Annotated in this window: 16 protein-coding genes; 8 read left to right on the top strand and 8 right to left on the bottom strand. The window is 70.6% G+C overall.

Translation table 11 applies throughout. The annotated features are described in order from the left end of the window. Nucleotides 1-18: 18 nt before the first annotated feature. Both ACIQRL_RS34045 and ACIQRL_RS34040 read right to left on the bottom strand, forming a co-directional pair. Nucleotides 19-1,302, bottom strand: coding sequence for a putative T7SS-secreted protein (locus tag ACIQRL_RS34045; RefSeq protein ID WP_401338823.1), 1,284 nt, complete (start codon nucleotides 1,300-1,302; stop codon nucleotides 19-21). Beyond that, entirely contained in the window at nucleotides 1,299-1,604 is a 306-nt protein-coding gene (locus tag ACIQRL_RS34040) for a hypothetical protein (protein ID WP_401338820.1), read from the bottom strand. The genes ACIQRL_RS34045 and ACIQRL_RS34040 overlap by 4 nt, the downstream gene beginning before the upstream one ends. A 206-nt stretch (nucleotides 1,605-1,810) precedes the next feature. On the opposite strand from ACIQRL_RS34040, the gene ACIQRL_RS34035 reads away from it, so the two are divergent. Next, nucleotides 1,811-2,374, top strand: a complete 564-nt coding sequence (locus tag ACIQRL_RS34035; RefSeq protein WP_401338818.1) for a hypothetical protein — start codon at nucleotides 1,811-1,813, stop codon at nucleotides 2,372-2,374. Between the two features lie 68 nt (nucleotides 2,375-2,442). On the opposite strand, the gene ACIQRL_RS34030 is transcribed toward ACIQRL_RS34035, so the two are convergent. Next, nucleotides 2,443-2,748, bottom strand: coding sequence for a WXG100 family type VII secretion target (locus ACIQRL_RS34030; protein WP_081218742.1), 306 nt, complete (start codon nucleotides 2,746-2,748; stop codon nucleotides 2,443-2,445). Nucleotides 2,749-3,026: 278 nt separating this feature from the next. Between ACIQRL_RS34030 and ACIQRL_RS34025 the strand changes: the two genes are divergently transcribed. The 4 genes from ACIQRL_RS34025 to ACIQRL_RS34010 are packed head-to-tail and all read left to right on the top strand — an operon-like array spanning nucleotide 3,027 to nucleotide 10,134. Further along, on the top strand, nucleotides 3,027-7,619 hold the full coding sequence (locus ACIQRL_RS34025; RefSeq protein WP_401338816.1) for an FtsK/SpoIIIE domain-containing protein: 4,593 nt from the start codon (nucleotides 3,027-3,029) through the stop codon (nucleotides 7,617-7,619). Nucleotides 7,620-7,677: 58 nt separating this feature from the next. Then, entirely contained in the window at nucleotides 7,678-8,283 is a 606-nt protein-coding gene (locus ACIQRL_RS34020; protein WP_401338814.1) for a hypothetical protein, read from the top strand. A gap of 58 nt (nucleotides 8,284-8,341) precedes the next feature. Further along, complete coding sequence (locus ACIQRL_RS34015) at nucleotides 8,342-9,040, top strand: RNA polymerase sigma factor (RefSeq protein WP_401338811.1); 699 nt, start codon at nucleotides 8,342-8,344, stop codon at nucleotides 9,038-9,040. Continuing rightward, nucleotides 9,037-10,134, top strand: a complete 1,098-nt coding sequence (locus ACIQRL_RS34010; RefSeq protein ID WP_401338809.1) for a CU044_5270 family protein — start codon at nucleotides 9,037-9,039, stop codon at nucleotides 10,132-10,134. The genes ACIQRL_RS34015 and ACIQRL_RS34010 overlap by 4 nt, the downstream gene beginning before the upstream one ends. Before the next feature lie 111 nt (nucleotides 10,135-10,245). Here ACIQRL_RS34010 and ACIQRL_RS34005 read toward each other — a convergent pair whose 3' ends face one another. Continuing rightward, nucleotides 10,246-12,156 (bottom strand): protein kinase, encoded by a 1,911-nt coding sequence (locus tag ACIQRL_RS34005; RefSeq protein ID WP_401339031.1) that lies wholly within the window; start codon nucleotides 12,154-12,156, stop codon nucleotides 10,246-10,248. Between the two features lie 100 nt (nucleotides 12,157-12,256). Then, a complete protein-coding gene (locus tag ACIQRL_RS34000; protein WP_401338807.1) occupies nucleotides 12,257-13,105 on the bottom strand; it encodes a menaquinone biosynthetic enzyme MqnA/MqnD family protein in 849 nt (282 codons plus the stop codon). Between the two features lie 343 nt (nucleotides 13,106-13,448). On the opposite strand from ACIQRL_RS34000, the gene ACIQRL_RS33995 reads away from it, so the two are divergent. Continuing rightward, a complete protein-coding gene (locus ACIQRL_RS33995) occupies nucleotides 13,449-13,652 on the top strand; it encodes a cold-shock protein (protein ID WP_010986243.1) in 204 nt (67 codons plus the stop codon). Nucleotides 13,653-13,767: 115 nt separating this feature from the next. Here the strand turns inward: ACIQRL_RS33995 and ACIQRL_RS33990 are convergent, their stop codons facing one another. After that, nucleotides 13,768-15,672 (bottom strand): AMP-dependent synthetase/ligase, encoded by a 1,905-nt coding sequence (locus ACIQRL_RS33990; protein ID WP_401338805.1) that lies wholly within the window; start codon nucleotides 15,670-15,672, stop codon nucleotides 13,768-13,770. Between the two features lie 478 nt (nucleotides 15,673-16,150). Here ACIQRL_RS33990 and ACIQRL_RS33985 point away from each other — a divergent pair, with 478 nt between their 5' ends. Both ACIQRL_RS33985 and ACIQRL_RS33980 read left to right on the top strand, forming a co-directional pair. After that, a complete protein-coding gene (locus ACIQRL_RS33985; RefSeq protein WP_401338802.1) occupies nucleotides 16,151-17,245 on the top strand; it encodes a MaoC family dehydratase in 1,095 nt (364 codons plus the stop codon). 207 nt (nucleotides 17,246-17,452) lie between these two features. Then, nucleotides 17,453-18,745 (top strand): DUF6716 putative glycosyltransferase, encoded by a 1,293-nt coding sequence (locus ACIQRL_RS33980; protein WP_401338799.1) that lies wholly within the window; start codon nucleotides 17,453-17,455, stop codon nucleotides 18,743-18,745. 107 nt (nucleotides 18,746-18,852) lie between these two features. Here ACIQRL_RS33980 and ACIQRL_RS33975 read toward each other — a convergent pair whose 3' ends face one another. Continuing rightward, nucleotides 18,853-19,527, bottom strand: coding sequence for a TetR/AcrR family transcriptional regulator (locus ACIQRL_RS33975; RefSeq protein ID WP_401338796.1), 675 nt, complete (start codon nucleotides 19,525-19,527; stop codon nucleotides 18,853-18,855). Nucleotides 19,528-19,574: 47 nt separating this feature from the next. After that, nucleotides 19,575-19,880 carry a DUF4229 domain-containing protein gene (locus ACIQRL_RS33970; RefSeq protein WP_401338794.1) on the bottom strand — a complete coding sequence of 102 codons (306 nt, stop codon included), beginning with the start codon at nucleotides 19,878-19,880 and terminating at the stop codon, nucleotides 19,575-19,577. Nucleotides 19,881-19,888: the final 8 nt, after the last annotated feature.

Here is a 19,888-nt window from a genome sequence, read left to right as displayed (position 1 = left end):
GCCCATTGCGGCACAGGGCTATGCGGCCAGCGCGGCATGGAAGGGCTTCGGCGAGGCGCCGGGGGAAGGCCTCGGTGTGGGCATCGGCGCCGGTGAGGGGTTCTGGACAGGCGGCTGATATCCCGTCGTCCCGCCGTTCTCCCCGCTGAACATCCGGTGCAGGGCGCTCGCGAGGCCGGTTCCCTTGATGGCGGCCGTGATCTCCTTGCCGCCCATGGGAACGAATTTTTCCGGAAGGCCGGAAACACCCAGTTTCTGGCCCAACTTGAGCCCCCCGGCCAAGGTCTTGTTCGTCAGCGTCACGCTCAGGCCGTTGAGGAAGTTGTGGCCGATCCCGTCGACAGCGGCGATGCCTCTGAACGATCCGAAGGTGCCGAGCTTCCCGAACGCCCGCAATTTCGCAGCGCCCTTGAGGCCGACCAAGGCCCGGAAACCCTTGAGGGACCCCAGCCCAGGAAGGATGCCCAGAGCATCGGTGCCCAACTTCAGCCAGTTGACCTTCCCGCCCCGCACAGACATGTCATATGCGTGACCGGCCAGAGCCGCGGCGCTGGAGAGGACGGCGAGCGTCGCGAAGATCGGTACCAGGAACTCCAGAGGCGGAACGAATGCACAGACGACCGCCAGCACCGAGAGAATCGCCGAGAGATTGGAGAACGTATCCGCCCAGTCGGCGAGCCAGTTCATGAATCCGCCGGGGTCCCGGACGGCATCGTGGTGGACGACGTTCCTGATGTGGCGCGCCGCACGATCCCCGGCATCGTCGAAGATGTCCCGCGCGTCCTTCACCTCCTTCCGCGCCTGGCCGATCCTGCCGAGCGCTTCGTTCTGCTTCTTCTTCCAGCGTTCGTATTCCGGCCGGTCGGCCTCCGGGATCTCAGTGACAAGATGCTTGTCCGTGAACCTCTTCACCTCCCGCTCCGCCATGTCGTGGTCGTCCTTGGCCTCCCTGTAGTCCGCCAGCGCCTTGTCGGCCTTCTGCTGCGCTCGGTGCAGCTCTCCGGCGAACTCCGTCGACTCTCCGTCGACGACCTTCTCCCCGAGCGCGTTCGCAGCCTCGTCGTACCGCTCGAACGCTTTCTTCAGCCGGTCGCCCGCGCCGTCGGCCACTTCATTGAAGGCCCGCCCGGCATCGCTGTCCCACCCGTCCACGGACGACAACGCCTTGATGACTCTGGCCTGTTCATCGATCATCTCGGCGGTCTGGCGCAATTTGCGTCCAAGCGCCGCCACTTCATGAGGGTCGCCCGGCGTCGGGTCCTCGTCCCACAGGGGCGGCCAGTCGCTCGATCGCCTGCTCACTGCTTGCCGCTCCCTTTCGCTCCCGAAATGGCCTTCGCCAATTCGTGGTCGATCTCTTCATACTTCTGAGCCGCGACCGACGTGGCTTCGGCGAGCTTCTTGATTTCCTTCATGAGTTTCTTGCGTGTCTTCTTCCAGGTGCCGCCGAAATCGTCGAATGCGTCCTTCAAGCCACTGTGTCCGAGTGAGTCGTTGTAACCGTCCGCTGGATTTCCGTGCTGCTCGAACTCGCGGTGGATCTTGCCCAGTGAACGCGAACAGTCCTTGATCAGGTCCAGGTCGTAAGCGGTCTTGTCACCCATTGACTAATTCCCCCATCGTGAACATGAGACACTGCTGCGATACTTCGCCCCGCAGTCAGCGAGGAAGGTGGGACGCGTTGTCCAGGAGCAGCGACCGCACAGCACGCAACCGCCTCGGCGTAGTTCCGGACGCCGGTGCGTGGTGCGCGATAGGCCGGATTCCAGAGCCTCCCCCGGACGTGCACCAGGCCGCCGGTGGAGGCCCGTTGCGGCCTGCGTTCCTGCGACCGCTCGGAATGCTCGGCGCGGTACTCGTCGCGCCGTTCATGCCCATCGCCATGCTGTTCAGCCTTCTCGCCTCCGGCGAGGAAGTCCTCAAACGCCTCCTGTCGACGAGGGAGGAACGCGACCGTGCCCGCGCCGAGGACCTGGACATCGACAGGCGGGACCAGGCCATCGCCGAGCAGGGTCTCGACACCGCTTTCGACGGCGACTGGAACAAGGCCGCCGGCCAGTTCTTGTTGCGCTGGTACGGCCATTCCTCCCACCACCAACGTTTCGTCGTCCTGACGGAGGGCCGCATCGTGCTGGCGGCCCCGCCCAAGCGCGTATCCGTCCGGAGGGAGGACCGCATGCGTGTCGTCGCCGAGATCCCCGCAGGCACGGCGGTCATCGAGGACCCCTTGCCCTCGCACGACAACCGGAAGTTGCGTATCCGCTTCACGGACGATTCCTGGCTGATGCTGACCACGGAAGACCAGCGCAGCGAACTCCACGTGCACCTGATGCGGCAGTCGCGAGCCGAGGGGTCCAGCGTCTCCGACGCGTGACACGGCGGTGCGATGGGACACGGCATGTGCCCCATCGCACTCAAGCTGTACGCAGGCCGCGAAATGCCCTAGCCCTTGACACCCTTAGCCAGCTGATCATCAAGGTCCTCGTACGCCTTCGCGGCGTCCTCGAGGAACTTGGCCATGCCCTTGAGGCCCTCAAGGGTGTCCTTCATGCCCTTGGTGAACTCCTTGAAGGAGTCGTCGAAGGCCTGGGAGCCCTTGGACGTCGTGTAGCCGTCGGCGACGAGGCCGTCGATGTAGCTGTCGAGGCCGTGGAGCTTGTCCTCCATCTTCTCCTTCTCGTGGCCCAGTCGCTTAGCAGCGCCCCGCATCTTCTCGTAAGTGATGTCTGCGTCTTTGCCGCCGGCCATGTGGCGTCCTCCATGCTTCAACTCGCCGCAGGGCCAACCCCCGTGGCTCCTGATGCGGATGGTGCGACCGTCCGCGTCGAGCAAGCAGCTTACTTACGGCGCTTGCAGGAGCACACCCCGGTTCTGTCACGAGCCCGCACCAAGGACGGTGTGCGGCACGGGCCTTCGTGGTTCCCTCACACGGGCCGTTGCCTGCGGGAAGCGGTGAGCGGCTATCGTCGAGAGCACTGTGGCCGGCGTTCCGGAAGCGGCCTCGGGTTGTCTGGGGGAGGACGAGCGTGCGGTTGACTCTGACCGTCGTCGACCCGCTCGGCGGGGCAACCGCCGACGTGGTTCTCGATGCGGATCCCGAGTCCTCGGTGGGGGACATCGCCAAGGAGCTGGCGGAGCACGTCGGTTACGGCGGCGGTGGCGCGCAGATCATTCCCCTGGGGCACCACCAGGGGGCCGCGGGCGGCGGTGCGCCGGTCGCGTACGTCGACGGGTATCCCGTCGATCCGGGCGCGACCATCGGCACCTCACCGCTGCGCGAGGGTGCCGTCGTCAGCCTGCACGACCCCGCCGGATGCCTGCCCGGAGAGCCGACCGGGCTGGTCGAACTGCGGGTCGCCGGCGGTCCGGCGGCCGGTGCCGTGCACCGGCTCGGGATCGGCCGGTACGACATCGGCTCCGGGGCGGCGTCGTACGTCCGCGTCGACGATCCCGAACTTCCGCAAAGGGCACTGACGTTGTCAGTTGCAACGGACGGAACCTGCCGTGTCGCCGTACACGGAAAGAGGGATGAGGAAAAGGGCGGGGAGAAACAGGGTGTCAGCCTCGACGGCGAGTCCTTCGCGGAGCGCGAGGACGACACGTGGCCGCTCGGCAGCCAAGTCGCCGTCGGCAACACTCTTCTCCAACTGGACCGTTACACCCCGCCCGACGCGGCGCTCAAGTGGTCGGACGACGGCGCCGGGCTGGACTACAACCGGCCGCCGCGCCTGCATCCACCGGAGCGCGAGACGAAGTTCCGGCTGCCGAATCCCGTACGGGACTACGAAGCCCGGCCGCTGCCCTGGCTGATGGCGCTGACGCCGCTGGTCAGCGCGATCGTCATGGTGCTGGTCTTCGGCCGCTGGTACTACATGATCATGGCTCTGATGAGCCCGCTGATCATGCTGGGCAACTACCTGATGGACAAGAAACAGGGGCGCAAGTCCCATGCCAAGCAGGTCAAGGAGTACAACGAGCACAAGGCCAGGATCGAGAAGGACGCCCAGGAGGCGCTGCTCGCCGAGCGGCTCGACCGGCGAGCGGCGGTCCCCGATCCGGCGACCGTGCTGTCGCTGGGCACCGGGCCGCGCACCCGGCTGTGGGAGCGGCGGCGCACCGACGCGGACCATCTGCTGCTGCGGGTCGGCACGGGCCGGCTGCCGTCCGAGGTCGTGCTCGACGACCCGGAGCAGGACGATCACAAGCGCCAGGTCACCTGGACCATCGAGGACGCGCCGGTCGCCCTCCCGCTGGGCGAGCGCGGTGTCATCGGCATCGCGGGGCCCGGTGACTCGGCCCAAGCCCTTGGCCGTTGGGCCGTCGCGCAGACCGCGGTGCTGCACAGCCCGCTGGACGTCCAGTTCTACGTCCTGACGGAGAACAGCGGCCAGGACAGCTGGGACTGGGTCCGCTGGCTGCCGCACAGCCGGCCCGCGGGCGCCCAGGACGCGAACGTCCTCATCGGCACGGACGCCGAGACCGTCGGCGCCCGCATCGGCGAGCTGACCCAACTCCTCGACGCCCGCCAGAAAGCCGCCAAGCAGAACGGCAACAAGGCCTCGTTCGGCGACCCGGACATCATCGTCGTCTGGGACGGTTCCAGGCGGCTGCGGTCCATGCCTGGGGTGGTGCGGCTGCTGCGCGAGGGCCCGGCCATGTCCATGTACGCGATCTGTCTGGACGCCGAGGAGCGGTTCCTGCCCGGCGAGTGCCAGGCCATCGTGATCGCGGAGCCGAAGCCCGAGGAACACGCGACCGGGCAGCAGACCATCAGGACCGCGCCGGCTGCCCCGGGCGGCTTCCCCTCCTTCCACGCCTGGCACGCCACCGAGGCCGACGACTCCGCCACCGGCGCCCCCAAGGCGCTCGAACTGCGGCTGCGTGTCCAGCAAACGGGCCTCGCGCGGGTACGGGACGTACGGCCGGACTTCGTGTCGGCGGCCTGGTGCTCCCGGCTGGCCCGCGCCCTGTCCGCGCTGCGCGACATCAGCGGCGAGACCGAGGACTCGGCCCTCCCGGGGGCCAGTCGGCTGCTCGACGTGCTGCAACTGGAGCCGCCGACCGGCGACGCGATCAGTGCGCGCTGGCGGCTGGGCGGGCAGTCCACGACGGCCGTCATCGGTGAGTCGTACGACGGTCCGTTCGGCATCGACATGCGCCGCGACGGCCCGCACGGTCTGATCGCCGGTACGACGGGTTCCGGCAAGTCGGAGCTGCTGCAGACCATCGTGGCGTCGCTGGCCGTGGCCAACACCCCCGAGAACATGACGTTCGTCCTCGTCGACTACAAGGGTGGCTCGGCGTTCAAGGACTGCGTCAAACTCCCGCACACCGTCGGCATGGTGACCGACCTCGACGCCCATCTCGTCGAGCGCGCACTGGAGTCACTGGGCGCGGAACTCAAGCGGCGCGAGCACATCCTCGCCGCCGCCGACGCCAAGGACATCGAGGACTACCAGGACCTCGTACGCCGTGATCCCTCGCATGCGTCCGTGCCCCGACTCCTCATCGTCATCGACGAGTTCGCGTCCATGGTGCGCGACCTGCCCGACTTCGTGACGGGTCTGGTCAACATCGCCCAGCGGGGCCGTTCGCTCGGCATCCACCTGCTGCTCGCCACCCAGCGCCCGAGCGGTGTCGTCTCACCGGAGATCCGGGCCAACACCAACCTCCGCATAGCGCTGCGGGTGACCGACGGCGGCGAGTCGAGCGATGTCATCGACTCCCCCGAGGCCGGGCACATCTCCAAGAGCACTCCGGGCCGCGCGTACGTCCGTCTCGGGCACGCCTCGCTCGTGCCGTTCCAGTCGGGCCGCGTCGGTGGCCGTCGGCCCGGTGCCGCCGATCCGGCGGCGCTCGCTCCCTGGGCGGGTCCGCTCGGCTGGGCGGACCTCGGGCGGGCCGCGCTGGTCAAGCCGAAGGCCGAGCAGCGCGAGGAGGAGGAGATCACCGACCTCAAGGTGCTGGTCGACGCGGTGCGCGAGGCCAACCATTCCCTCGGTATCCCGGCCCAGCACAGCCCCTGGCTGCCCGCGCTCTCCGAGACCCTGCTGCTCGACGAGGTCCGGGTTCCCGCGTTCGCGGGCGGTCCGGGCAAGCTGCCGCCCGCTCCGTACGGTGTCGAGGACCTGCCCGCCGACCAGGCCCGCCGGCCTGTCGTGGTGGACTTCGCCTCCTTCGGGCATCTGCTCATCGGCGGCGCTCCGCGCAGCGGCCGCTCGCAGATCCTGCGGACGATCGCGGGCTCGCTGGCCCGCACCCACTCGGCGGCCGACGTCCATCTGTACGGCATCGACTGCGGCAACGGCGCGCTCAACGCGCTGACCCGGCTGCCGCACTGCGGCGCCGTCGTCGGCCGCAACCAGACCGAGCGCGTGGTCCGCCTCATCGCCCGCCTCAAGGGCGAACTGACGCGCAGACAGGACCTGTTGGCCGACAAGGGCTTCGCCGACATCGGCGAGCAGCGGGCCGCGGAGCCGGCGGGCGAGCGGCTCCCGCACATCGTGGTGCTGCTCGACCGGTGGGAGGGCTGGCTGCCGACGCTCGGCGAGTACGACCACGGCGATCTCACCGACCAGCTCACCGCGATGATGCGGGAGGGCGCGAGCGTCGGTCTGCACATGGTGATGACGGGTGACCGGCAGATCCTCTCCACCCGGATCGGCTCGCTCACCGAGGACAAGTACGCGCTGCGGCTCGCCGACCGCTCCGACTTCTCGCTGATCGGCGTCAACGCCCGCAAGATCCCCGAGGAGATCCCGCCCGGTCGCGGCTACCGCAACGAGCACGGCACGGAGACCCAGTTCGCCCTGCTCACCGAGGACTCCACCGGCCAGGGGCAGGCCGCCGCGCTGGCCGCGATCGGCGAGGCGGCAGCGCTCCGCGACGCCGAACTCCCGCGCGCCCGGCGCCCGTTCCGGGTCGACGTGCTGCCCACCCGGATCGGCTTCAGCGACGCCTGGGAGATGCGCGACCCGGACGCCTCCCGCTCCAGGCTGTGGAGCCTGGTGGGCATCGGCGGCGACGACATCATGGGCTTCGGCCCGGACCTCTCCCGGGGTGTGCCGACGTTCGTCGTCGCGGGCCCGGCCAAGTCCGGCCGCAGTACGACGCTGATGAACATGGCCCGCTCGTATCTGGCCCAGGGCGTACGTCTGGTCGTCGCCGCGCCGCGTCCGTCGCCGCTGCGTGAACTGGACGGCCAGGACGGCGTGTTGAAGGTCTTCGGCGAGGACGACATCGAGAGCGACGAGCTGCGCGAGGTCATCGACTCGGCGACGCCCCAGGAGCCGATCGTGGTGCTGGTCGACGACGGTGAGGTCCTGGAGGACTGCGACGCCGAGACTGTCTTCAAACGGATCGTGCAGCGCGGCACCGAACGCGGTCTCGGACTGGTCATCGCCGGGGACGAGGAAGACGTGTGCAGCGGGTTCTCCGGCTGGCAGGTCGAGATGAAGAAGGGCCGCCGCGGCATCCTGCTCTCCCCGCAGGACTCCTCCGCGGGCGAGCTGATCGGCATCCGTACGAACCGGAGCATGGTCGGCGGCCCGGTCGCCCCGGGCAAGGGCCTGCTGCACCTGGGCGACGGGGAGCCGTTGACGGTGACCACGCCGATGTGACCCGGCGGATCGGGCAAGGAATCCGGATCAGCGGAAGAGGCAGAGAGGGGCGGGTCCGGTGAGCGGATCGGCGAAGCCCGAGCGGCGCAGGGCCGCGGGGGCGGCGCTGCGCTACGAGCATGTGCGGCGGCGGCCGTCCGCGTGGCAGCAGGTGAAGAAGAAGACGCCCCGAGGGGAGTCGTTCCTCGGCTGCCTGTTCCTGCTGGCCGCCATGGCGGCGTTCGTCGGGTTCGCACTCATTGTCGGGACCTGGGGATCCGAGCTCTGGGGCGATGTCGCCCCCGCCTCACCCGGCGGCGGATACGGCTTCGCGGCCGGTGTCGGTGCCCTCCTGCCACTCGGGTCGGCCGCCATGATCGCGACCCTGACTCGGATGGACTGGAAGAGGAGCCCTCTCCGCTCGCTGGGCTGGGTGGCCTGCTCCCTGCCCGGAGTCGCCGCCTTCTTCGTGTGGGCGGTGGTCTTTTTCGCGAGCTTCCGCCCCAAGCACCGACGGGACTGGGACTCCGGGTGCTACTCCAGGGGCAACCCCTGCTGGGTCCACGTCGAGTACCCCTGGGTCTGGGCCGTCGGCCTGCTCTCGACGGTGCTCGTCGCCGCCGCGCTGATCACCGTGCTCATCAGGATCGCGAACGCCCGCGAGAAGACCCTGCCCCCCGTGTGACGCGGATCACGGGAACCCGAGGTGCGCGGATCGGCAGTTAATGAAGGTGAGCACTGACATGCGTACCCGGATACGGGCCGGGGATCCGAGCGCGTTCGCCGAGCTGTACGACAGCTACGCACGCGCCGTGTACAACCACGCCTTCCGCCTCACCGCCGACTGGTCCGCGGCGGAGGACGTGATGGCCGAGACCTTCATGGAAGCGTGGCGGCTGCGTGACCGGGTCGATGCCGAGGGCGGCAGCCTGCGGCCGTGGCTGCTGGGCGTGGCGACCAACGTCTCCCGTGGCCACCATCGCAGCAACCGGCGCTACCGGGCCGCGGCGAACGCCGCCGCGGAGGCCGAGACGGCGCTGCCCGACCACGCCGACGAGGTGGCGGGCCGGCTCGACGACCGACGGCGTATCGCCGCCGCCCTGCGCGCGCTCGCCGCACTGCGCAGACCCGAGCGCGAGGTCCTGACGCTGTGCCTCTGGGAGGGGCTGGAGTACACGGCCGCGGCCGAGGCACTGGGCATCGCCGTCGGAACGGTGCGTTCACGCCTCTCCCGCGCCCGCGCCCGACTGCGCAAACTCACCGAGGCCGAACTCGGCGGCCGACCTGCCGCCCGGGCGGCGCAGGCCCCGCACACGGACCACCCCGCCGAAGAACGCGCCGGAAAACCCGTACGAGGAAATCGGGAACTCGGCCCGCCGGATCGACAGACAAGAGGAGAACACATCCACTCGATCCGGCCCGTATCGGAAGGAAAGCGATGAAGGCGACCCAGTCCCGGCAGAGTCCGGCCGAGTGGGAGGAGAGCGCGCCTCTCCTCCCACAGACTGCGCGCGAGCTCCCGACGGGCCGTCACCAGTTCCACAAGGAGCGTTTGATGGCCCACATCCAGCAGGACACCCAGCGGGACGCGAGCACCACGAAGACCGCCCCCACCCCGCCGAAGCCCCGAGGACTCCGCCTGCTGCGCCCGGCTTTCGTGCTGCCCGCGATGGCGCTGACCGCCGCGGTCGTCGCCGGAACGCTGCTGATCGACAGCGGCGTGCACAGCGGTGGTCTCGCCACCGGACCCGCGGCGGTCATCCCCGTCGGCGCCACGACCACCAAGGGCCTGCCGCAGCTGATCGACCAGGTCGCGCTGGCGGCGGCCGAGCAGACCCACCCCACGGTCGCGCCCGGTCAGTACGTCTACATCGAGTCCCAGACGGCCGACACCTTCGTGAAGACGGTCGGCGACAGGAGCAGCCTCGCCAGCTACGCGCTGCACCGGCGCCAGCTCTGGCAGTCCGCCGACGGCACCAAGGGCCGGCTGGTCGACGCGGCCGTCAACGACAGCTCCGAAGGCGAGACGCTGAGCCTGCCCGACGAGCGGGGCGACACCCCCGAGGCCGGCCTGAACCACCCCTCGTACGACTACCTGGCCCGGATGACCACCGACCCCGACGCGCTGCTGAAGCTGATCTACAAGGAGACCGCGACGCAGGGCAACACCCCCGACCAGGAGGCGTTCACCAAGATCGGTGACCTGCTCGTCGAGAGCTACCCGCCCGCGAAGCTCTACTCGGCCCTGTTCAAGGCCGCCGCGAAGATCCCGGGCGTGGTCGTGGTGAACGACGCCAAGGACGCGCTCGGCCGCTCGGGCGTCGCGGTGGCGCGGCTGGACGAGACCAGCGGCGAACGCGAGGAGTGGATCTTCGACAAGAAGACCCACGTCTTCCTCGGCGAGCGGACCGTGCAGGTCAAGTCGGTCACTCAGGACGGGGTCGTCATCAAGCCCGGCACCGTCCGCGGCATCAGCGCCATCACCGGGCGCGCGATCGTCGACAACATGAAGCAGACGCCCGGGCAGAAGGGCTGAGGCCCCACCGCCACCGGCTGCGGCCCACCAACTCCCACCGCCCCTGTGGCCGTCGTCCTGGGACGACGGCCACAGGGCTGTACGGGCCTCGGCAGTCGCGCGGGACAGCCCTCAGCCGACCTTCGCCATCCGGGCCACCGGGTCCCCCGCCTCGGCGTTGTCCGTGTCGTAGGTGAGGTCGCCGCCGACGGGAGTCAGGCGCACCTCGTGCCGGCCCTTGGTGCAGACGTCGCGGTTGGACTCCGCGGCCACGCTCGTGGCGACGAGCTGCTTCTCCGTCACCTTCTTGAGGATGAGTACGTCGTCGCAGATGCCGCCGATCTGGTCGGTCTGCCGGAAGGTCCCCAACTCCTGCCCCACGGCCGCCTGGTGGACGGTGACGCGGAAGGTGCCCATGGGCAGGGTGCCGTTGAGGCCGAGGCCGTCGCCCTCCCAGGTGCCGAGGTAGGAGGCCGGGACGGACGGCTGCCCTCCCTTGTCGGGGGCGCTCTCGGTCGGGCCCGGTACGGGCGCGCTCGCCGTGGAACCCGGTTCCGGGGTGCTCGCGCCGACCGACGGCCCCGTGGCGGGGGCGCTGCGGCTCCCCCGGGCCGACGGAGTCCCGCCCACCGCGCCGCTCTCGTCGGTCGTGCCGCCGCCCGGCAGCAGGTCGAAGAGGAACGCCGAGCCCACGGTCGCCGCCGCCAGCGCTCCGGCGACCGCCAGCGCGACCGTGCAACTCATCCTGCGGCCACGCCCGTCGGCCCCGGGCGCGGAGGTCGCCGCCACGCTGACCGAGACCTTTCCGGGACGGTCGTACGGCCGCTGTTCCGGCGCCCCTTCGCGGTGCACGACGTCCTGGGGCCCGGGGGAGGGCCCGCTCTCGCGTTGCCCGGGTACGTACGTGGGCATCGGGGGCGGCGGCCCGAAGCCCTGCGGAGGCGGCCCGAAACCCCCGCCCGACCCCGCCGTTCCGGCCGACTCCGCCGTTCCGGCCACCTCGCCCGGAGTCACCCCACCGGACACCACCTCGCCGGACCAGATCCCGCCGGACCCGGCCCCGGCATCGCTCCCGGAGACCCGGCCGGCCTCCACCGAGGGGCTGCTGAACCCCACCGGCCCGGAGGGCGTGGCCTCCGCGGTCCCTGTCGCCTCAAGATTCAGCAGCTGTACGGCACTTCGGCTCACCCGCTCGACCAGGGAACCCGGTAGCCAGCCCGCCGAGACCAGCCGGGCGGCCCCCTGGGGTGCGAGCCGGCCGGCCACCTCGCCCGGAGTGGGCCGCGCCGCGGGCGTCTTGGCCAGACAGGCCGCCACCAGTTCGCGCAACTCGCCTTCCAGGGAGTCGAGTCGCGGTTCCTCGTGCACCACCTTGTAGAGGAGGGAGGCGGAGGAGTCGCCGGGGAAGGGAGGTTCGCCGGTGGCCGCGTACGCGAGGACCGCGCCCAGCGAGAAGACATCCGCGGCTCCCGTGACTCCCTTGCCGAGGATCTGCTCGGGGGACATGTATCCGGGGGAGCCGACGGAGACTCCCGTCGAGGTCAGGGAGGCGGTGCCGTCCGTGGCCCGGGCGATCCCGAAGTCGATCAGGAGCGGGCCGTCGAGGGTGAGCAGCACGTTGGAGGGTTTGACGTCACGGTGGACGAGGCCCAGCGCGTGGACCGCCGTGAGCGCCTCGGCCAGACCGGCGCCGAGGACGCGCGCGGAGTGGACCGGAAGCGGGCCGCCGTCCGCGATGGCGGCCGTCAGGGAGGGACCGGCCGCGTAGCCGGTGGCGACCCAGGGAACCGGCGCCTCCGGGTCCGCGTCCAGGACGGGGGCCGTCCACGCTCCGCCCACCCTCCGCGCGGCGTCGACCTCGCGGCGGAAGCGGGCGCGGAACTCCTCGTCGAGCGCGAAGTGCGGATGCACGATCTTGACCGCGACCGTACGCCCGCCCGCGCTGCGTCCCAGATAGACGCGCCCCATGCCGCCGGACCCCAGCCGGCCGAGCAGCCGGTAGGGCCCCACGACCGTGGGTTCGTCGGCTCCGAGCGGCTGCATGGCACTCACGGCTCACCCCTCCCCCGTACACACTGCCCAGCAGCGTAGTGCCGTGCGCGCCCCCGGCCCCGAAACTACCGGGACCGGGACGGCCGGCGCCTCATGGCTGAAGGAGCCGTACGTTCACATCCGCCGGGAACCCGGTGGTCGAGCCGACCCGGCGGGCGAACTCCCGTACGGCCTCCAGTTGCGGTCCGCCGAAGCGGAAGTCGAGCGTCGTGAAGTACTGCTCCAGGACGGACTCGTCGAAGGCCTCCCAGCGGGCCGCCTGCTCGGCGACCTTGGAGACCTCGTCGAGCGAGAGGTCCCGGGAGGCGAGGAAGGCCTGGTGCACCTTGCGGGTGACGAGCGGCTCGCGCTCCAGGTAGTCGCGCCGGGCCGCCCACACGGCGAAGACGAACGGCAGGCCCGTCCACTCCTTCCACAGCGCGCCGAGGTCGTGCACCTGGAGGCCGAACGCCGGCCCGTCGAGCAGGTTGGCGCGCAGCGCCGCGTCGCCGATGAGGACGGCGGCGTCGGCCTCCTGCATCATCAGGCTCAGGTCGGGCGGGCAGGTGTAGTACGAGGGCTGGACCCCGACCTTCTCGGCCAGCAGCAGCTGCGCGAGCCGCACCGAGGTGCGCGAGGTCGAGCCGAGGGCGACGCGGGCGCCGTCGAGCTGGTCGAGGGGAACCTGGGAGACGATCACGCAGGACATCACGGGGCCGTCGCAGCCGACCGCGATGTCAGGGAAGGCGACGAGGTCGTCGGCGTGCTTGAGGAACTCGACGAGCGTGATGGGCCCGATGTCGAGATCCCCCCGCACCAGCTGCTCGCTGAGCTTCTCCGGGGTGTCCTTGGTGAGCTCGAAGTCGAGGAGCGTGCCCGTTCTCGCGAGCCCCCAGTACAGGGGCAGGCAGTTCAGGAACTGGATGTGGCCGACGCGCGGCCGGGTGCGAGAATTGTCCACATCGCGAGGCTAGACCCCATGCGGCGCGGTGCCCGCTCCAGGGTCGGCGTGTGCTGATGGAAACCGTCCCGACCCCTTGTGTCAACGGGTGTGACACCTCGGAGTCAACGCACGTCAGACCCCTCGGCCGCGCGGGCCACCCGTCCGGATGACGTGATCTTTGCCTCTATTGCTTTCGGCTGCCTGCGTGCTAGGCTCGCCGCAAGTTGCAGTTTGGTTTCCCTTGCAGTACAGAGCCTGCGGAGCATGTGACCGCGGGCTCTCGTCGTTTTCAGACGTATGCAGTTGTTTACACAATCGCAGGTTCTGGAGCAGGGCAACCCTTTGGGCCCAAGGAGGGCTTATGGCTACCGGAACCGTGAAGTGGTTCAACGCCGAAAAGGGCTTTGGTTTCATTGCCCAGGAAGGCGGCGGCCCGGACGTCTTCGTCCACTACTCCGCGATCAACGCGAGCGGTTTCCGCTCTCTCGAAGAGAACCAGTCGGTTTCCTTCGACGTCACGCAGGGTCCGAAGGGCCCGCAGGCGGAGAACGTCACCCCGCTCTAAGCCTTCGGCTCCATGAGCCCAATGCTTTGATCCGGAACGGATAGCAGTACCCAAGGAGCCCCGCGCCAGCCGGTCGCGGGGCTCCTGCCTTTTCTCCTTCTCCGCGCGGGCCCGCCTACGTGGCGTACAGGGCCTCTATCTCCCTGCTGAAGTCCTTCTCGATCGCCGCGCGCCTCAGCTTCATGGAGGGCGTGAGATGGCCGGCCTCCTCGGTGAAGTCGACGGGCAGGACGGTGAAGCGGCGGATGGATTCGGGGCGCGAGACGAAACTGTTGGCCTCGTCGACGGCGCGCTGCAGAATGGCCAGCAACTCGGGGTCGTCCATGACGAGTTCGGCGGGGACCGGGTGTTTGCCGTTCATCCGGCGCCAGTGGGTGACGCCCTCGATGTCGAGGGTGAAGAGTGCCGAGATGAACGGGCGGCCGTCACCCAGGACCATGCACTGGGCGATCAGCGGATGGGAGCGGAGCCAGTCCTGCGGGGGCGCCGGGGCGACGTTCTTGCCGCCCGCGGTGATCAGGATCTCCTTCTTGCGGCCGGTGATGGCGAGGTAGCCGCCGGAGTCCAGTTCGCCGATGTCGCCGGTCGCGAACCAGCCGTCCGGCGCGGCGTCGACAACACCGCCCGCGTGCGGGTCCCAGTAGCCGCGGAAGACGTGACCGCCGCACAGCAGCACCTCCCCGTCGGCGGCGATCCGCACCCGGGTGCCCGGCAGGGGCCGGCCCACCGTGCCCAGGCGCGGCTTCTGCGGGGGCGTGACGGTCGCGGCGGCCGTGGTCTCGGTCAGCCCGTACCCCTCGAAGATCTCGATTCCGGCTCCCGCGTAGAAGGCGGCGAGCCGGCGGCCGAGCGGGGAGCCGCCGCAGATGGCGTGCCGGACCCTGCCGCCGAGGGCGTTGCGGATACGCCGGTAGACCAGGGGGTCGTAGAGGGCGCGGGCCGCGCGCAGGCTCCTGCTCGGACCGGGACCGGTGCCGTGCTGCTTGGCCTCGACCGCTTCGCCGTACTTCTGGGCGATCCGGGCCGCCCGGTCGAAGGACGAACCGCGGCCCATCCGTTCGGCCGTGGCGCGGCCGGTGTTGAAGACCTTCTCCAGGACGTACGGGATGGCGAGCAGGAAGGTCGGCTTGAACGAGGCCAGGTCCGCGAGGAGTTCCTCGGTCTGGAGGCTCGGGGCGTGGCCCAGTTTGACCCGCGCGCGCAGACAGGCCACGGCCACCATGCGGCCGAAGACGTGCGAGAGGGGGAGGAAGAGAAGCGTGGAGGCCGGGTCCTGGCTGCGGGCCTTGAAGATCGGGTAGAGCAGTTCCACGGCGTTGTCGACCTCGGTGAAGAAGTTGCCGTGGGTCAGGACGCAGCCCTTGGGACGGCCGGTGGTGCCGGAGGTGTAGATGAGGGTGGCGAGCGTGTCCGGGCCCAGCACGCCGCGCCGTACGGCCACCTCCTGGTCCGGGACGTCGCGGCCGAGTTCCGCGAGGCGCTCCACATGGCCCTTCTCGAAGACCCACATGTGCCGCAGATCGGGGATGTGCCGGCGCTCGGGGCCGAGTGCCGCGGCCTGCGCGACGGACTCCACGGCGAGCGCGACGGCCCCCGAGTCCTGGAGGATCCAGCGGGTCTGGAAGGCGGAGGAGGTCGGGTAGACGGGCACGGTGACCAGGCCCGCGGCCCAGGCGGCGAAGTCGAGGAGCGTCCACTCGTACGTCGTCCGGGCCATGATGGCGATCCGGTCGCCCGGCACGAGCCCCTCCGCGATCAGTCCCTTGGCCACGGCAAGGACCTGGGCGGCGAACTCGGCGGCCGTCACGTCCGTCCAGCCGTCACCGTCCGGCGTCTTCCGGCTGAGGACCGGCTCCAGCGGGGCGGCGGCCGCGTTGTCGAAGGGGATGTCCGCGAGGGAGCCGTGCGTCACCTGCCCCGCGATCGGCGGCACCGCGACCTCGCGCACGACACCGTCCAGCCGCCTGATCTCGGGCTCCGGGAGCGGAGGAACGAAGTCGGGGGAGTACGGGCTGGACACGGGGCGGCTCCTTGTCGGCCGGAGGCCGGGGCGGGTGCAAGGCGTGTGCGGACGCGGAGGAGCGCGGGGCGCGCATCCTCATACGGCCCTGGGGAGTGGGGGGTTCAGGGGTCTCGACAACCCGGTGAGACGGGGATCCTACGGCGCCGAAGTGTGGGGTTTGTGGCGCTTTGCGGCAGGCAAGGTGCGGGTTACCCGGGGTAGCTGTGGCTTCCCCGGCCCGACACCGACAGCCCCGGCACTTCCGACGGTTCCGGGCGACCCCGACAGCCCCCGGCAACTCCCGGAGGCCCTGTCGCCCCCCCAACCCGTCACCGCACCCCCTCACCGGGGGTCCGCCTTCAGGACATTGCCGCGACTTCTCTCGACCCGCCCTCTGCCCTGACATACCCTTACCCCGGGTAACTTACTCCGGAGTAAATTCGTGTCCGTGCCGGGACACCGAGAGCCGCACCTCCCCACCCGCCTGGAGACCTCGATGCGCACTCAGCCTCCCGTCCGCCCCGAGTCCCGGACCCACACCCTCGCCACTCCCCCCTCGCTCGTTCCGCTGCTGGCCCGCGGCGCCCTGCTCTCCCCCCTCAAGCGTCCCCACCCGGACGCACCCGTCCCCGCCACCCGGCTCGGGCTCTCCGGCGTACGCGTCGACCTCGCCCATCTCGCCGCGTACGAGCGGGTCTGCGGGTTCGCGACCGGTGCGGACGCCCTGCCGGTCACGTATCCGCAGGTGCTCGCCTTTCCGCTGGCGATGCGGATCATGGCGGGGCGCGCGTTCCCGCTGCCGCTGCTCGGGCTGGTGCACACGTCGATCGAGATCACCCAGCACCAGGAGCCCGCCGCGACGGCGGAGTACGAACTCGGAGTAGTGGTCGAGAAGTTGGCACCGCACAGGCGGGGCACGGAGGCGACCGTGCTGACCGAGGCACGGGTTCACGGCACACTCGTATGGGAGTCGAGAAGCACCTACCTCGCCCGGCACCGCCCCCGGGGCGGCAACCCGGGCCAGGACGAGAGACGGGACCGGGGCGAGGGCCAGGACGTCGGACGGGCCCAGGACGGGAGCCAGAACGTCGGACAGGGCCAGGGCCGGGACGAGGACCCGGGCCAGGACCGGAACGAGGACCGGACCCTGAACCTGGACCGGTCCCCACAGCACGCCCCGCCGACCACCCCTCCGACCGCCTCTCCGACCGCCCAACCGGCCGCCCCGCCGGCCCCTTCACCCGAGGGACCGGAGCCGCTGCCTGCCGTCGCCGAATGGCGCCTCGCCCAGGACGTCGGCCGCCGCTACGGTGCCGTCTCCGGGGACCGGAACCCCATCCATCTGCACCCCCTCGCCGCCCGGCTCTTCGGCTTCCCGCGAGCCATCGCGCACGGCATGTGGACCGTCGCGCGCTGCCTCGCCGAGTACGGACCGCAGCAAGCGGTGGCGGTGCGGGCCGAGTTCAGGGCGCCGGTGCTGCTGCCGGGGACGGTGACGTACGCCGCGAAGGGCCCGTCGTTCGCACTCCGAACCGGCGACCGGGTCCATCTGGCAGGCGACATCCGGCCACTTCGCGCGGGAAGTGAGTGAACTTCGGGCGAACACCGCATGGCGGGAGACCCTGTCGCGGACCCCTGCTGTCATCAACTCCCTGATGGTAAGGGCACGTTGAGAAAACTCTCACAGTGCGCACCCAGTGACCCAAGGCGCCTTCAAGCAGCCCCTCATCCCACCCTCAGACACCCTTCCTAGCCTCGGTCCACTCCCCCGACCGCTGCCAGGAAGGGCTCCTGAACCATGCCCCCCAGACGTATCGCCGTAGTCGCCGACTCCGACACCCGCTGGAAGTGGGGTGCGTCCGTCGCCCGGCAGATCGCTCCCGAGCACGCCCTCGACGCCCTCTTCCTGCGCACCCGGGCCACCCCGACGGAACGCCAGCTCACGGAGATCGGGATCGTGCCGGACACCCGGCGCGAGGTCACGGCGGCCGAACTGGTCGACGACGAGGAGCTCGCCGCCGCCGACGTGGTCGTCCTGGCCACCGTCGGCGGTACGACCCTCGCGCTCACCCACGGCCTGGGGATCGCGTGGGAGGGGCGGGAGCGACGGCCGGTCACGGTCACGGGGTATGTCGGGGTCGTGTACGAGAAGATGGTCGACGGGCTGATGACCCGGGCCGGCACCGATCTCGTGCTCGCCAACAGCGCGTACGACGCCGACCGCTTCCGTTCGGCTTTCGCGAGTGTCGGCGTCGATCCGGACTCGGTGGTGGAGTGCGCGCTGCCCTTCCTCGGCGGGGAGCCGTACGTGCCGTCCACGGAACGGCCCTTCACGCTCACCTTCGCCGTCCAGCCGTCGGTGCCCAAGGGCCGGGAGTCCCGGCTCAAGCTGCTGGAGCGGGCAGCGGCCCACGCGCGCCGCCACCCCGACCGGCTGGTGCTGATGAAACTGCGCAGCCTGCCTGGCGAGCACACCACGCACGTCGAGGCCGATCCGTACCAGCTGCTCATCGAGAAGACGGCCGAACCGGTCCCGGCCAACCTGCGGCTGGTCTACGGCAACATGGGTGAAGTCCTGGACCACACCGACCTGTTGGTGACCGTCAGCTCGACGGCCGCCCTGGAGTCGATGCACCGCGGCATCCCGACCGCGATCCTCACCGACTTCGGGGTCCGCGAGGCGCACGGCAACCACTACTTCGTGCACTCCGGCTGCCTCGCCTCCTGGGACGACCTGGACGCGGGCGCGCTGCCCCGCGTCGACCCGGCGTGGGCGGCGCGACAGGGCATCGGCAAGACCGATCCGTACGGCGCCGCCCGCGCCCGGGTCGCCGCGCTCGGCGCGGCGGGACGGCTGCCCGCGCTGCGGCCGTACTACTCGCCGCAGCGCGCCGGGGCGTATCTCGGCGGCATCCTGGAGCGCAACGGCCTCGACGAGAAGGGCAGGCCGCTGACCCTCGGGCCGGGCGGGGGCGGCGGAGGCCCGCTGCGGGCGGTGGTCCGCCGGGCCGCGCGCGGCGGCGCCAAGTCGCTCTACCGCGTGGGCCGCGAGAAGGTCGCTCCCGCACTGCGCCGCTGGGGCCAGAACTGACCCGGCACGGGGAGAATCCCGCACACCCCCCGCACCCCGCACATCCTGTACCCCCCATACATCCTGTACGTCCCACACGTCCCGCACCTGCGTACCGGCCGGGCGTGTCAGACCTCCCCGGCCGACTGGGGCGGGATCCCCGTGGCCGGCGGGGACCACGGGCGGCCCTGCATCATGGTGCCGAGTCCCGCCCAGGCGAAGTTCATCAGGGTGGCGGCGGCCTGCCGGGCCGAGACACCCGGGGTGGCGTTGGCCCACGCGGCCAGCGACTCGGCGGCGCCGACCAGCGCCTCGGCGAGCCCGGCGACCTCCCGCGCGGGCAGCGACGGGTCGCGGTGCGCCTCCCGCGCGGCGACGACGATCAACTGCGTGACGAACTGGACCAGTTCCTCGCGCATCGCGAAGACCTCGGCGGCGAAGGGCTCACCGTGCGTACGGGCCTGGAGGTGCAGCACGGCCCAGCCGTCCGGGTTCTCCGCGGTGTGGGTGAAGAACGCCCGCAGCCCTTCCCAGAGTTGGCGGTCGGCGGGCAGACCGGGGTGGACACCGGCGCGGACGGCGGCGGTGAGCGCCTTGGCCTCACGCCGGATGCACGCGGTGAACAGGTCTTCCTTCGAGTTCAGGTACAGATACACCAACGGCTTGGACACGCCCGCCAGTTCGGCGATCTCGTCCATCGACGCGGCCCGGTAGCCGCGCTGCCCGAAGGTCCGTACGGCCGCGTCCAGCATCTGCTGTTCGCGTACCGCGCGCGGCATCCGCTTGTTCTTCACAGCACCCATGCGCCAAGCCTACGATCGGCCGCCGCCGGGCCGGGCGCTCAGGAGTGTCAGGAGGCCTGGTTCGGGGCGCCTTGGGCGGTCTCGTCCAGCAGGGCGTCCTCCTGGCTGCGGTTGCGCTCCAGGTTGGCCTTGGCCCGGTCGACGCGGGCGACGACCTGGGCCGAGGCACGGTCGCGCTCCCCGCGCAGGACGACGAAGCTGATCGGCGCGGAGATCACCAGGGCCAGCAGGACGACCCACATGTAGTTGGAGTCGCCGAGGCCGCGCGGGGCGATGCCCGAGTAGACGAGGCCCCAGACGACCCCGAGGCAGCCCACGAAGACACCGAGGCGCATCAGTGTGTAGCGGAACATCTCAATCC

The organism is Streptomyces sp. NPDC091209 (genome assembly GCF_044757755.1).
GTDB lineage: Bacteria > Actinomycetota > Actinomycetes > Streptomycetales > Streptomycetaceae > Streptomyces.
Note: the sequence above shows the minus strand (reverse complement) of the source record. Positions and strands in the feature narration are given on the sequence as shown.